Annotated in this window: 11 protein-coding genes; 8 read left to right on the top strand and 3 right to left on the bottom strand. The window is 46.0% G+C overall.

The features are described 5' to 3' along the window. Positions 1–133: 133 nt before the first annotated feature. The 3 genes from ACXHJ1_RS11655 to ACXHJ1_RS11645 all read right to left on the bottom strand — a co-directional run bounded on the left by ACXHJ1_RS11655 (position 134) and on the right by ACXHJ1_RS11645 (position 4822). On the bottom strand, positions 134–2023 hold the full coding sequence (locus ACXHJ1_RS11655; protein WP_457906093.1) for a beta-glucoside-specific PTS transporter subunit IIABC: 1890 nt from the start codon (positions 2021–2023) through the stop codon (positions 134–136). Between the two features lie 252 nt (positions 2024–2275). Further along, on the bottom strand, positions 2276–3106 hold the full coding sequence (licT, locus tag ACXHJ1_RS11650; protein WP_025365791.1) for a BglG family transcription antiterminator LicT: 831 nt from the start codon (positions 3104–3106) through the stop codon (positions 2276–2278). A gap of 276 nt (positions 3107–3382) precedes the next feature. Further along, the gene (locus ACXHJ1_RS11645) at positions 3383–4822 is read right to left on the bottom strand and encodes a 6-phospho-beta-glucosidase (protein ID WP_017427249.1); all 1440 of its coding nucleotides are present in this window, start codon (positions 4820–4822) and stop codon (positions 3383–3385) included. A 427-nt stretch (positions 4823–5249) separates the two neighbouring features. Between ACXHJ1_RS11645 and ACXHJ1_RS11640 the strand changes: the two genes are divergently transcribed. From ACXHJ1_RS11640 to ACXHJ1_RS11605, 8 genes are all read left to right on the top strand, one after another. After that, positions 5250–6710 carry an L-fucose/L-arabinose isomerase family protein gene (locus ACXHJ1_RS11640; RefSeq protein WP_457906092.1) on the top strand — a complete coding sequence of 487 codons (1461 nt, stop codon included), beginning with the start codon at positions 5250–5252 and terminating at the stop codon, positions 6708–6710. A 23-nt stretch (positions 6711–6733) separates the two neighbouring features. Continuing rightward, a complete protein-coding gene (locus ACXHJ1_RS11635) occupies positions 6734–7579 on the top strand; it encodes a transketolase (protein ID WP_019688558.1) in 846 nt (281 codons plus the stop codon). A gap of 3 nt (positions 7580–7582) precedes the next feature. Next, the gene (locus tag ACXHJ1_RS11630) at positions 7583–8518 is read left to right on the top strand and encodes a transketolase family protein (protein ID WP_457906091.1); all 936 of its coding nucleotides are present in this window, start codon (positions 7583–7585) and stop codon (positions 8516–8518) included. A gap of 15 nt (positions 8519–8533) precedes the next feature. Continuing rightward, a complete protein-coding gene (gene glpK, locus ACXHJ1_RS11625; RefSeq protein ID WP_045244918.1) occupies positions 8534–10075 on the top strand; it encodes a glycerol kinase GlpK in 1542 nt (513 codons plus the stop codon). A 350-nt stretch (positions 10076–10425) separates the two neighbouring features. Then, on the top strand, positions 10426–12141 hold the full coding sequence (locus ACXHJ1_RS11620; RefSeq protein WP_457906090.1) for a BglG family transcription antiterminator: 1716 nt from the start codon (positions 10426–10428) through the stop codon (positions 12139–12141). A 187-nt stretch (positions 12142–12328) separates the two neighbouring features. Then, positions 12329–12685 carry a PTS lactose/cellobiose transporter subunit IIA gene (locus ACXHJ1_RS11615; RefSeq protein WP_016819955.1) on the top strand — a complete coding sequence of 119 codons (357 nt, stop codon included), beginning with the start codon at positions 12329–12331 and terminating at the stop codon, positions 12683–12685. After that, on the top strand, positions 12682–12981 hold the full coding sequence (locus ACXHJ1_RS11610; protein ID WP_019688563.1) for a PTS sugar transporter subunit IIB: 300 nt from the start codon (positions 12682–12684) through the stop codon (positions 12979–12981). Before ACXHJ1_RS11615 ends, ACXHJ1_RS11610 begins: the two co-directional genes overlap by 4 nt. Before the next feature lie 154 nt (positions 12982–13135). Further along, positions 13136–14437, top strand: a complete 1302-nt coding sequence (locus ACXHJ1_RS11605) for a PTS sugar transporter subunit IIC (RefSeq protein ID WP_107734748.1) — start codon at positions 13136–13138, stop codon at positions 14435–14437. Positions 14438–14492 lie beyond the last annotated feature (55 nt).

Raw genomic sequence — 14492 nt, 5'->3', positions numbered from 1 at the left:
TTACAACCGTACAAGCTAATTTAATTGACATATTGTCAATTACAAATAGCCTTATTCGGCATCATAGGACGACAAAAAAAGCTCTGATGATCCGTGAATGCGGATCATCAGAGCTTGGTCCTTACTTAAGATTTCAAGCGTTGCCTGCTTGCTCATTTGGAGCGCTAGACAGTTTCAACAACGGTGCTTGCTCCGTTACCTGCCCTTGAGGGATGGGGAGGATTTCCGTATATTCAGAAGAATTTGTGATGATAACTGGCGTAATCGTAGGATAACCCTCTGCCTTGATTTGCTCAACATCAAATTCGAGTAGCAAATCTCCTGCCTTTACTTGGTCACCTTCTTTGATATAGGAAGTAAAATGTTTACCATCCAGCTTAACCGTATCTACCCCAACGTGGATCAGAACTTCTGCGCCATGATGTGAAACCACTGCAAGCGCATGTTTTTTCTTGAACGCTACAGTAATGGTTCCGTCGAACGGTGCTACAACTCTACCCGTTGTCGGTTGGATGGCGATACCTTTACCCATAGCCTCCGAAGCAAATGCTGGATCAGGGACCTCCGAAAGAGCGACCACCGTTCCTTCAATCGGACTTAGTACCTCTTCATTAGAAGCTACAACTGTAGATGTCGATTCTTTAGACGAATGGTCTGTGGTTTCTTCCTCTTCAACTGGATCTTCGAAGCCTAAAATATAAGTCAAGATAGCCGAAACCAAGAATGAAACAGTAATCCCTAGAATCAATCCCGGGAAGCCTTGTCCGCCAGGACCGTAAAAGATCGGCAAGGTCAGCAATCCAGGTGCGCCGGAGGCGAATGCTTGCGTCCCCGCTTGGCCGATAATGGCACCACCGGCAGCACCGCCGATAATACCTGCAATAAACGGACGTTTCAGCGGTAGCGTAACCCCATAGACCGCTGGCTCTGTAATACCGAACAACGCAGTAAGTGTAGCGGAACCCGCCAGCGTTTTCAGCTTTTTATTTTTCGTTTTCAGCATGACACCAAACGCTGCACCGGTTTGAGCAAAAACGGAAGCTGAAGCAGCGGGTTTAATGCCATCCCGGCCGTTAACAGCAATGTTATTAATAAATACAGGGATAAGACCCCAGTGAACACCGAAAATAACGAGCAACTGCCAGCAAGCACCAAGAATTGCTCCAGCGAGCAGCGGACTAAAGCTAAATGCAGCAACGAGTGCGGTAGCAATTGCGTTGCCCACATACACTCCGACTGGACCAAAGACCATCAGGGTCAGAGGAAGCATAATTACAAGTAGAATCAAAGGTGTAATAAAGTTTTTAACGCTTTCATGAATCACTCGATTGCACCATTTTTCCAGCTTACTCATGACGATAACGGCTAAAATAATTGGAATAACGGTAGATGAATAACTCATCATCACAATAGGAATACCGAAAAAGTCTGTTGCTGTACCTTCTGTTTTCAGCGTGACAATCGTCGGGTAAAGCAGCCCTCCGGCAATGGTCAAAGCAACGAAGATATTACCTCCGAATTTCCGTGCCGTTGTAACCGCTAACAAGAGCGGCAGGAAATAAAACAAGCTGTCGGCCGCAGCATACAAAATCATATAAGTAGTGTCTTTCGGGACCAACCAGCCGAGGTTGCTCGCAATCAGCAGCAGACCTTTCAAAATACCGGACCCCGCCATAACTCCAAGCAATGGTGCGAAAATGCTGGAAATCACGTCAATGACAGCGCCAAATCCTTTTTTGCCTTTAGTTGAGTTCTCTTCTTTTCCAGTTTCATTCAAAATGTTGGATACTTGGCCGATGGCATTGTATACTTCTGGTACTTTGTTGCCGACCACAACCTGGAACTGGCCACCGCTCTGCTTGACCGTAATAATTCCATCGGTTTTCTCCAGCTTTGCCTTATCTGCTTTCGCCTCATCTTTTAGCACAAAACGCAGGCGCGTGGCGCAGTGTACGAGCGATACTACATTTTTTTCCCCGCCTACCAGGTGCACAATTTCTTTAGCCAGTTTTTCATAACTCATGATGGACACCTCCATGTTCTAAGGGGCTTTTTACATATTTAGGCACACAAAAAACCTAAGCCTTGAAAAATGGTGGGCACTTGAGTCCCGCGATTTTTCATGACTTAGGTTTTGCCTGCATAACCAGTAACAATCCCAGTTAAAACTTATTAAATTCCTGTTACTCACATAATACATTTAATCTACCATATTTGTCAACAAAAACATTTAAACATATACTTTCGATTCTTTTTCGAATAAAAAGTTTAGAGCTTATCTGTTCACCACTCGTTCAATATGCACAGTCAAATACAGCTTTTCTTCGTTCGTTAATTCATGATTGTATTCTTTTTTAACGAAAGTTCCGATTTTCTCCGTACAAGCGGCTGCATCCTTGTGCTTTTCCTTAATCAAGTCATATAAATGATCATAGTTATTTTCATAGTGATTTCCCTTAAATACGCGCTGAGCGAAAAATTTCAGATGCGTAATAAAGCGGAAATAACTTAGAGAATCCTCGTCAAAATCAACCTTAAAGTGGTATTTTGCGATATTGATAATTTGCTGGATAAACTTCGTAATGCTCATGGTCGTAATGACTTCCTCATTCATTTCAGCATTCACAATGTGAAGGGCAATATAAGCCGCTTCATCCACAGGCAGTTCAATACCGAGCTTTTGTTTAATTTGTTCCAGCGTTCTTAGACCAATCGCGAATTCTTCTCTGTACAGCTGCTTGATTTCCCACAATAACGCGTTTTTGATTTCCAGTCCTTCCCGGTACCTTTCAATAGCGAAATTGATATGGTCGGTCAGAGAAACATAAATATTTTCGTTCAGCTTTCTGTTCAGATTATGCTTGGCGTCATTAATGACTTCCTCCACAATCACAATCAAATCCAGCGGTACCTCGCGCAGCAGCATTTTGAAGTTATCGGATGTCTGCTTGTTTTTCAGCGCAAATACCTTCTGAATTCTGGTTTCATCTACTGTGTCTCCAGGCTTTTTCTTAAAAGCAATCCCCCGACCCATTACTACGAGTTCAGTACCGTCTGTCTGGTAAACACTAATTACATTGTTGTTGATGACCTTTGCTATATTCATCTCGATCCCCCGTTCCATATGCCAGCAAGAGCCACTCATGCTCCATCCACTTTATTGCAAACAAAAAAAACCGAAGCACGCCAAATAAACAAGACTGTAAAATCCGCTTATTCGTGGCTTAGGTTTTGCCTGCTCTGCAGTAACAATCCTAAAAAATGATGGAATTGCGTCAAGTATAGCCCGAAAAGGAACGATTGTCAACGCTTTCAATTGAGAAACGAGGATCGGAAATTCCCGTTGATTCAGGACGTCCGATCCTATTTTCTTGTCATACGACTATTCGCCGAGATTTTCACCATCGGAATGAATTACGTTTTTATACCAGTCAAAGCTTTTCTTTTTAATACGTTTCAACGTACCGTTGCCTTCATTGTCACGATCTACATAAATGTAACCATAGCGTTTTTTCATTTCTCCAGAGGATGCGCTGACAATATCAATAGGTCCCCAACTGGTGTAACCGATAATTTCGACGCCGTCTTGAAGAGCCTCACCCATTTCAGCAATATGTCGCTTGAGATAGTCGATTCGGTAATCGTCATTCACTTCTCCTTCAGGTGAAACCACATCATTGGCACCAAAGCCATTTTCCACTACGAAAAGAGGCTTTTGGTAGCGGTCATGCAATTGGTTGGCTGTGATACGGAATCCTTTTGGATCGATCGTCCAGCCCCATTCGGACTTATCCAAATATGGGTTGGCCACGGAGCCGAAAACATTACCGCTAGTCATATTTTTGACAACCTCTGGGTCTGTGCTGGTTGTCCGGCTCGAATAATAGCTAAATCCGATGTAGTCGACGGTATGGTCTTTCAAAATGGCTGCGTCGCCGGATTCCATCTCGATGTTTAGTCCATGATCCTTGAAGAAGCGTTTGGCATAACCAGGATATTCGCCGCGTGACTGTACATCAATGAAGAAGTAGGACTCGCGGTCTTTTTCCATCCCCTGATACACATCTTCGGGATTACATGTATACGGATAGAAGCTTCCAGCAGCAAGCATACAGCCAATTTTCGCATCTGGAATGATCTCGTGACATGCTTTTACAGCCAGCGCGCTTGCAACAAGCTGATGATGCGCAGCCTGGTACTGAATTTGTTTAACGTTTTCACCTTCTTGGAATACAAGCCCGGCACCGAGAAACGGCAAGTGGAGCAGCATGTTGATTTCATTAAACGTCATCCAGTATTTCACTTTATCCTTGTAACGAGTGAATACGGTTTTGGCATAGGTTTCAAACAGACCAACCAGTTTCCGGTTGCGCCAGCTTCCGTATTTCTCGATCAGGGCTACCGGCACGTCAAAATGAGCAAGGGTCACAACCGGCTGAATGCCATGTTTATGCAATTCATCGAACAAATCATCGTAAAATTGCAGCCCCGCCTCATTGGGAGTAGCGTCTTCTCCAGTTGGAAAAATACGAGCCCAGGCAATGGAAACACGCAGTGCTTTGAAACCCATTTCTGCAAATAGTGCAATATCCTCGCGATATTGGTGATAGAAGTCAATGGCTTCATGGGAAGGATAGAATTCGCTTTCAAGTGGGGTTAGCGAAGGAACATTCCCTTTCATTATGCTTCTTCTCTTCTCTCCGGTAGGCAGCAGATCCACCAGGCTCAATCCTTTACCGTCTTCCAAATAAGCCCCCTCGGCCTGGTTGGCTGCAAGAGCACCGCCCCATAAAAAGTCTTTAGGAAAAATATAACTGGACATAAACGTTCTCCTTCCAAATGTGTGATAAAAGGGTGTACAGAAAGGGAGATGAATAATAAAAAAACCCAAACCAGCCTGGTTACACTTGCAGTGTAAACAAGCCGATTCAGGTTATGCCCTATCGGTAACATCCCATGAAAAGGTTATTCATATTTGATTGAAACTCTAACAAAGATTTAGGAGCCTGTCAAATTTAATAGATATAATACATACGCTATTCACTCTAAACAAAATAAAAATTTTTAGTTTATTTTCGCAAAATAACTAAACTAAACAACTATTTTTTTATAAACAAGCTAATTGACAGCGGTTTACAGAGGTGATACGATGACTTTGAAAATAAAAATTTATATATTTTATCCTCTACAGTTTAGTTTTGTTTAGTTAAATTTTAATTTGTTTACTTCTAGTACAAGGAGAGTTATTCATGAAAAAGCTGAAACTGGGTTATGCGCCTACTCGACGATTCACCTTCAGTGCTGAAGATGCATTCCGCTACAAAGTTGCCATTCGCCAACAAATCGAGAGCTTCGGAATGAACATTGATATCGTGGATTTGGAAGGGCTTAATGAGGAAGGTTTGCTGTATGACGACCATATTAACGCGGACTTGATTATCAAACGTTTCAAGGAAGAGGAAGTGGACGCCGTTTTCTTCCCCCACTGTAATTTTGGTACCGAGGATACGGTTGCCCGTGTGGGCAAGGCGCTTGGCAAGCCGGTTCTATTGTGGGGTCCACGTGATGAGGCTCCGTTGGCCGACGGCATGAGATTACGTGACACCCAGTGTGGATTGTTCGCTAGCGGAAAGGTGCTTCGCCGCTTTAATGTCCCTTTTTCCTATATCACAAACAGTCGTGTAGCCGATCCGGTATTTGAACGAGGCTTTAACAATTTTATCTCGGCTGCCAATGTAGTACGACAGTTCAAAAGTTTACGGATTCTCCAGATAGGTCCTCGTCCTGCTTCCTTTTGGACTATGATCTGCAATGAAGGGGAGCTGTTGGAGCGATTCGGTATTGAGATTCATCCAATTACACTAGTAGATATTCAGCTCCGTTCAAAGAAAATTGCATCCGGGAGCAGTGCTGAACTTTCAGAAGCGATTGATTATATCAAAGAGAAGCTGGACTACAGTGAAGTCACCGAAGAAGATATCAGACGCATTGCTGCACTTAAAGTAGCCATGAAATCCTACGCTATCGAAACGGGAAGTACAGCCATCGCGATCCAATGCTGGTCCTCCCTCCAGGAAGCTATGGGAATTATGCCTTGTCTGGCCAATGCCATTTTGACAGATGAACAAATTCCGGTCACCTGCGAAACCGATATTCACGGAGCAATTACTTCGGTTATGGTACAAGCGGCTGCGATGAACGAACTCCCCACTTTTTTCGCTGATATTACGGTACGTCATCCTGAGAATGACAATGGAGAGCTTCTTTTCCACTGCGGGAACTTTCCAGTATCCATGTCTATTGAGAACAAACCCAAACTACGCAAGCACTTCCTGTTCGATGATCACGCACCAGGCACACATGAAGGACAAATCAAAGGCGGCGGCATGACCATCGCCCGTTTTGATGGTGATCATGGAGATTATTCCATTTTCCTCGGCAAAGCTAAAGGAATTGAGGGACCTTATACCCGCGGCTCGTATGTTTGGGTAGAGGTCAACGACTGGCCGTTATGGGAAGAAAAGCTCGTCAAAGGTCCTTACGTCCATCACTCTGTTGGCATTCATGCTAATGTCATCCCGGCTCTGTACGAGGCCTGCAATTACCTTCCAGGTGTCACGGCAGATCCGGTAGATCCTACCGAACAGGAAATTCAACGCTGGTTGCGTGGTTCCGATCTCGCTGTCACCAAGTCGGGTATTCTGGTTTAACTATATTATTTCAGGAGGGCACTATGGAAATCCTAGACTTGAAAATCAAAGCCGCACAAATCCGTAAGGACCTGCTCACCATTATTCATCGTGCCAAAACAGGGCATACAGGAGGCTCGCTGAGCAATACGGATATACTCACCGCCCTATACTACGAAATCATGAATATTGATATCACTAATCCTAAATGGGAGGAACGTGACCGCTTTATTGCCAGCAAGGGACATTCCGTCGAGTCTTTATGGTGTATTCTGGCAGACCTTGGTTTCTTCCCTAAAGAAGAACTGGAAACCTATAGCCAGTTCGGAACCCGTCTGATTGGACATCCGAACAATAAAGTTCCCGGTATTGAAATGAATACAGGCGCATTGGGCCATGGCCTCCCCATCTCAGTCGGTATAGCACTGGCTGCCAAGCGTGACGGGCGATCCTACCGTGTATTCTGTCTCATGGGTGACGGGGAGCAAGCGGAAGGCTCCAATTGGGAAGCTGCTATGGCAGGTGCCCATTACAAACTGGATAATCTTGTCGGTATCATTGACCGCAACGGCCTGCAAATTAGCGGTACAACCGAGGAGGTTATGGGACTTGAACCCCTGGAGGAAAAGTGGGCCGCTTTCGGCTGGAACGTGATCTCCATTGACGGCAACAGCATGGAGGAACTGATCCATACATTCCGCAATGTCCCTGAAATTGAAGGCAAACCAACGTTGGTGCTGGCAAACACGATCAAGGGAAAAGGTGTATCCTTTGCCGAGGGTGTTCCAGGCTGGCATCACCGTATTCCAAGTGATGATGAACTTGAACGCGCACTGGCGGAACTGACACAAGAAATAGACGAATTATCCGGGGAAGGACAGGTGAGATAAACAATGAACAAAATCCCAAATCGTCAGGTCATCTGTGAAACGCTGCTTAGCCTTGCCAAAGAGGATCGGGATATTATGGTGTTGGCTAGTGATTCTCGCGGCTCTGCTGCTATGGCTCCCTTTGCCGATGCCTATCCGGAACAATTTGTGGAGGTAGGCATTGCCGAGCAAAATATCGTCGGTATGTCTGCTGGACTCGCACACAGCGGTAAAAAGCCGTTCGTCACCTCTCCTGCCTGCTTCCTGAGCATGCGTAGTATTGAGCAGATCAAGGTAGATGTAGCCTATTCCGGAACCAATGTAAAGCTGATTGGGATAAGCGGTGGTGTTAGCTACGGTGCACTAGGGATGTCCCATCACTCTGTCCAGGATATTGCTGTGGCGCGAGCGATTCCTGGTTTGATGGTCTTACTCCCTGCCGATCGTCATGAAACCAAGAAAATGACCGAAGCGCTGGTTCAGCATGAAGGAGGCGCATATGTACGGATCGGACGTAATGCTGTTGAGGATGTCTATCCGTCCGATGATTATCCGTTTGAGATTGGGAAAGCTGTTAACCTACAAGAAGGATCAGATATTACCCTGATTGGCGCTGGTGAGACCGTCCGTATCATTCTGGATGCGGCTGAGTTGCTGGGGCAGATGGGTATTAAAGCTCGTGTTCTCAATATGCACACCATCAAGCCACTTGATGAGGAAGCGATCATCGCCGCAGCCCGGGAAACGGGAGGTATTGTCACCGTAGAGGAGCATAGTGTATTCGGAGGCTTGGGTGCCGCTGTAGCAGAAGTGGTTGTTCAACATCAACCGCTTCCTATGAAAATGCTGGGCATACCGGATGAGCCGGCGATTGCTGGCAAAACAGCTGAAGTCTTTGAACATTATGGACTTACCTCTGAGAATATCAGCAAGATTGTGCTCGAATTGATGAACAAGTAAGGAGCTGTAGCTGTAATGAATATCGAGACCTATATTCTGGCGATCGATCAAAGCACTTCCGGAACCAAAACACTGCTGGTTAATCAGCAAGGCGAAGTGATTACCCGTTATTCTTTGGAGCACAAACAATATTACCCACAGCCGGGCTGGGTTGAACACGACCCGCTTGAGATATATCATAATGTGCTTATTGCTGCGAAAGGCGTACTGGAGAAAGCAGGGCTTTCTCCTTCCTCGCTGGCCGCAGTAACCATTACGAATCAGCGAGAAACGGCTCTGATCTGGGACCGTTCTACTGGCTTGCCTATCTATAATGCCATTGTATGGCAATGCCAGCGAACGGCAGAGGTCTGCACACGGTTGAAGAATACTGGCTATGAAGATATTATACGCTCCAAGACAGGTCTAATGCTCGATCCTTATTTCTCTGCCGCCAAGTTCAATTGGATTTTGGAACATGTACCTCATGCCCCCCAATTGCTTGCTGAAGGTAAACTACTTGCAGGGACTATTGACAGCTGGCTGCTATGGAAGCTTACGGGCGGTCAAATACATGCAACCGATTACAGTAACGCCAGCCGGACTTCCCTTTTTAACATTCATACTCTGGCTTGGGATATGGAGTTGTGCAGTATATTCGGTGTTCCTTCCTCCCTGCTCCCTGAGGTAAAAGCATCCGATGCCTTGTATGGCTATACACAGGAAGTGGAATTATGGGACGAACAAGTAGCGATATCAGGGATAATCGGAGATTCACAGGGTGCACTGTACGGGCATCGTTGCTTCGATACTGGTGATGCCAAAGCGACATATGGGACTGGAACATCTGTACTTATGAATATTGGCTCGCAACCCGTACAGGGCGGTGAAGGCTTGGTTACAACGATTGCCTGGGGGGCTTCAGGAAAGGTATCTTATGCATTGGAAGCTGTTATACGTACGACCGGAGACAGTATAAAATGGACACGGGATAATTTAGGATTATTCTCTTCATTTGAGGAAATGCAATCCATGATCACCGAATTGCAGGACAATGAGGGCGTATATCTGGTCCCTGCTTTTGTCGGTTTAGGTGCTCCCTACTGGAATCCCTCTGCACGTGCTGCAATTGTAGGTATGACCCGTGGAAACGGCAAAGCACATATTGTACGCGCAGCGCTAGAGAGCATCGGGTATCAAGTGAGAGATGCGGTTCAATTTATACGTGAACAATCCGGTGTGCCCCTTACTAGTTTACGTACGGATGGCGGGGGCTCATCTAACAGCTGGCTCATGCAGTTTCAGGCAGATATTCTGGGTACCCATGTTACCCGCTCTACCTGTGCTGAGCTGTCTGCAATGGGTTCTGTGTATCTGGGCGGTCTCGGTGTCGGATACTGGTCAGATCCTAAAGGCATCATCACGGGAAATACCTCTGATCAGAATCTGTATGAGCACTACACCCCTAGTATGGATGAAGTCAGCCGCCAGCGGCTTTATGCAGGTTGGCAGAATGCAGTGCAGATGGTAATACGTTCAGAACAACCGCTTACACCATCTTCTTCCGCTAATTGTTGATGAATCTTCCTCATTTACTTTTGAGCTTACTACGAGCTTCCGGTTATTTCACAGGTGTTACACTTGGATAATCGGAGGTTTTTTATGTACACTGCATGTATTTCGCTTTACAGAAAGGGGGAAACCTTGAATGAATGCACGCATGGTTTCAATTCTTCAGCACTTGCTGGCTGCCGATGCTCCTGTCAAAAGTGATTATCTCGCCAAATTGATTCAGCACCATCCGCAGCGATATCCGGGAGCTGGATGAATTTCTATCCAAGCATGGGGCAGCCATTGAACCAGTTCGTTCAAGGGGATATGAACTGAAGATTACAGATAGCCGTAGCTTTCATGCGCTGCTGCAGCAATTGTTCCTGTCCAGCGAGCCCGATGATCCGGGTTCTCCTGGCTACCGGCAATTGTATTTAATCAAACGTCTCCTGCTCGCTGATCATTATGTGAAGCTGGAACACCTCGCAGATGAGCTATATATAAGCAAGTCTACGGTGCAGAATGATTTCAAAGAGGTTAAGCAAACCCTGCAAAGCTACGGAATCACCATTGATAAACGGCCAAATTACGGGGTCAAGCTGAAGGGGGATGAAGTTCAGCTTCGGTTTTGCTTGTCCGAGTTTATTGTAAGCCGTTCCCAAGAACAAGGCGGAACACTTCATGCAGCGCTGCCCATCGTCAACCCGCGCGAAATAACGCTGATTTGCGGAATCATTCTGGAACAGACTCAGAAATATGAAGTGACACTCTCCGATATCGCCTTCAGCAATTTATCTATTCATATTGCGATCGCTTGCAAGCGCATTCGTGATGGTAACCAGGTAGCTATGCTCTCGGCGGAAATAGGAGATCTACGGGGCACTGATGAATTTCGAGCTGCCGAGCATATTGTCGAGCTGATCGAAAAGGAATTGCAGTTATCTTTTCCCGAAAATGAAATCGCCTACATTGCCATGCATCTTGCCGGAAACAAGTGGTTTGTCAGAATTGAAGGACACCCTATAGAGGACATGGGACCCGAGAAGCTGCTGGACTGGAACCTCTTTGAACTGGGCAAGGAAATGCTCGCCGAGATCGACAGGGATTTGAATCTGAACATCAGCTGTGATACAGAACTGCTCATAGGCATCTGCCTTCATCTGAAGCCAGCGCTGAACCGGGTAAAGTATGGAATGAACATCCGAAACCCCATGCTGGATCATGTCAAGAGCAACTACCCTCTGGCTTTTCAAGCGGGAGTTATTGGTGCCAAGCTGATCGAGAGCAAGCTGAATATTGCCATCCCGGAAGCAGAGATGGGCTATCTCGCCATTCATATCGGGGCAGCCATCGAACGACAGCGTATGAACACCCGGCCAAAACGCTGTCTGGTCGTCTGCACTTCAGGAGTCGGAAGCGCCCGGCTGCTCAAGTACAAACTGCAAAGCACTTTTGGCAGCTCGCTTGAAGTGGCGGGTACAACGGAATATTACAAGCTTCAGCAGTTTCCCCTCCATGACATTGATTTCGTGGTGAGCACCATTCCCATTCAGCTGCCATTATCGGTTCCAGTCGTGGTCGTGCATACTCTTCTTGGCGGCAGCGATATGGATAAAATTGAAAGTTTGCTGGCTGGTGAAGCCGAGTTTGATTTTCACTACATCCGGAAGGAACTCGTATTTCTGAGACAAAATTTTACCACCAAGGAAGAGGTCATCTCATTTCTGGGCCAAAAAATATATGCTGAAGGGCTGATCCGCTCTGCCGAAGGCTTTATTGGACTCGTTCTGGAACGAGAACAGGCCGCACCCACGGCTTACGGAAATTTGGTAGCCATTCCTCACCCTATCATTCCGCAAAGCAATCAAACCGTATGGGCGGTCTGCACCCTTCAACAACCTATCGAGTGGGGCGACAAACCGGTGCAGTTCATCTGTCTTCTCAGCATTGAAAGAAACGGTAAAGAGCCACCCGCTAAAATGTATAACCATCTCATGGAACTGGTCGACAATTCGGATATCGTCCAGCAGATGTTAAATTGCGAAACGTACGAGGAATTCTCCAGGATTATCGTTAAATATAAGCTGTATTGAACCAAGCTCCGCAGTGCATCCAGCTGATATCACAGAACAGGTGCTGCTTCGGAGCTTTTTAAAATGGACGAGTAACAGCAATGAATGAATTTCCGCTACTGGCGGAAAAGACTTGGGTTTAGATCTCGGCAGTAAACCTATACACTGAAACTGTAAGTTAAAGAGAAAAAAGCATGAGGTGAACGAGATGGAGGAGTATCAAGAAATCATTATGGGGATTATCACCAACTCAGGTGTTGCCAAGAGTAAAGCGATGGAAGCAATCGCTCTTGCTCAAAAGGGTAACACACAGTTGGCGGCAGAGCGGCTTGAAGAAAGCAAAGCCGAATTGGTTAAAGCTCATAAATCACAAACGAGACTGATTCAACAGGAAGCTGGCGGAACCGCCCACGAAGTCACACTGCTTATGGTACATGCTCAAGATCACCTTATGTCAGCCATCACAACTAAAGATCTGGCGGGACATATGATTGAGCTTTACAACAGATTGAATCGCTATGAAGATATCACAAATCACACTTCCAATGGAGGGAACAACGGATGAAACAAATTACACTCGTATGTGCTGCAGGAATGTCTACAAGTATGTTGGTACAGAAAATGCAAAAGGCGGCACAAGCACAAAACCTTGAGGTTGAAATTAGGGCTACTTCCGAAAGTTCGTTTAAAGAATATGCTGACAAGACAGATGTACTGCTAATTGGACCACAGGTTGGCTACCTGCAGGATGATTTCAAGGCAAAATATGAACCTAAAGGCATTAAGGTAAGTGTTATCAATATAGTAGACTATGGAATGATGAACGGCGAAAAAGTGCTAGGAGACGCGCTTAAGCTGTAAAGCTCAGAGTCAGGTACTCATCACCAGCCCGAACAAGAAGGTTGGCCAAATCGGGCAACGATATATGATGTTCTGCATGGTGTTTCACCAAATGAAAGCGTTATCTAAGTCGTTATATAGGCGGATGAAAGTCTATAGTAGGAGTTGAATAAATATGGATAACCAACAAAAATTCTCTTATAAGCTTCAAAAAGTAGCGGGTACAATTCAGCAAAACCGTTACATGAGCGCAATTTCCAACGGGCTGATGTCCACCCTTCCTTTTCTGATTATCGGAGCATTTGCAACCCTCTTCTCTGCACTTGCTTGGGAGCCTTACCAGAATCTTATTGCACCCGTAAAGGCTATAATCGGGTTGGCATCGACAATGACCACTGGCATCATTGCACTGTATGCGGTATTTTTTATCGCCTACAGACTGGCGCAAGCTTTTGACAAGGACCCCCTTGTGCCAGCGGCAACCGCTCTTCTTTCTTTTCTTATCGTTACACCGATCCAAACCTTTGATAAAGTTCGTGCCTTGCCACTTCAATGGCTCGGCGCGCAGGGATTGTTCGTTGCCATGATCGTCGGTTTGATTGCTGCACGGTTGTATATTTGGATTGTTGACCGCAATTGGACGATTAAAATGCCTGACGGGGTCCCGCCTACCGTTGTCAAAACCTTCTCAGGCTTGATCCCAGCTGTCTTAGTAGCCCTTGTGTTTGTTATCGTTGCTGGTTTGTTCATGCAGACCCCATTTGGTACAGTTCACGATTTTATCTACACTTATCTCCAAATACCACTGGAAGGATTGGGCGGATCACTCGGCGCTTTAATTATCGCGCTGATCATTATGCAGGCTCTGTGGATGTTCGGAATTCACGGTGCAATTGTTATACTCGCTATCGTTAAGCCCATCTGGATGAGTCTGGATCTAGCCAACCTTGACGCTTTCCAGGCAGGCGCTCCACTTCCGAACACTATCGGTCTGGCCTTCTGGTCCATCTACTGCAACTATGCACCGATGCTTGGATTTGCTCTGCTATTGGTTTTCCTGGCCAAGAGCAAACAGCTTCGGACGATCGGCAAGCTTGGTCTTCCGGGTACCTTTTTCTCCATTCACGAGCCGCTGATCTTCGGAATTCCAATGGTATTGAACCCGTTGCTAGCCATTCCGTTTATCGTTGCTCCCATCATTTGTGCGGTACTCGGCTATATTGCCACCAACATCGGCTTGTTGCCTGCACCCATCGGAATTTACCCGCCTTTCGGCACCCCTATCTTTGCTCTGGGCTTCATTGAGGGCAGTTGGAAACTAGCCGCCGCACAATTGGTACTCATTCCGATCAGTATGCTGATCTACTACCCGTTCTTTAGAGCGCTGGATAAGCAGGCTCTAAAAAAGGAACACGAAGCGCAGGAGCAACTGGACAAGCAAGCAAGCGAAGCTACAGCAAGTCCTGTTATTCTATAATAGAAAAAAAGCAGAAGCGGCGGACGGATACATGGTCGCCGCTTCTGCCATTACA

Source organism: Paenibacillus sp. ALE2 (assembly GCF_054113385.1).
This window is presented reverse-complemented; position numbering and strand designations above follow the sequence as displayed.

Bases quoted from the DNA above. Each gene is read 5' to 3' on its own strand.
- glpK (WP_045244918.1), top strand. From the start codon at position 8,534: ATGAATATCGAGACCTATATTCTGGCGATCGATCAAAGCACTTCCGGA.
- ACXHJ1_RS11630 (WP_457906091.1), top strand. From the start codon at position 7,583: ATGAACAAAATCCCAAATCGTCAGGTCATCTGTGAAACGCTGCTTAGC.
- ACXHJ1_RS11655 (WP_457906093.1), bottom strand. From the start codon at position 2,023: ATGAGTTATGAAAAACTGGCTAAAGAAATTGTGCACCTGGTAGGCGGG.
- ACXHJ1_RS11635 (WP_019688558.1), top strand. From the start codon at position 6,734: ATGGAAATCCTAGACTTGAAAATCAAAGCCGCACAAATCCGTAAGGAC.
- ACXHJ1_RS11615 (WP_016819955.1), top strand. From the start codon at position 12,329: ATGGAGGAGTATCAAGAAATCATTATGGGGATTATCACCAACTCAGGT.
- ACXHJ1_RS11605 (WP_107734748.1), top strand. From the start codon at position 13,136: ATGGATAACCAACAAAAATTCTCTTATAAGCTTCAAAAAGTAGCGGGT.
- ACXHJ1_RS11610 (WP_019688563.1), top strand. From the start codon at position 12,682: ATGAAACAAATTACACTCGTATGTGCTGCAGGAATGTCTACAAGTATG.
- licT (WP_025365791.1), bottom strand. From the start codon at position 3,106: ATGAATATAGCAAAGGTCATCAACAACAATGTAATTAGTGTTTACCAG.
- ACXHJ1_RS11645 (WP_017427249.1), bottom strand. From the start codon at position 4,822: ATGTCCAGTTATATTTTTCCTAAAGACTTTTTATGGGGCGGTGCTCTT.
- ACXHJ1_RS11640 (WP_457906092.1), top strand. From the start codon at position 5,250: ATGAAAAAGCTGAAACTGGGTTATGCGCCTACTCGACGATTCACCTTC.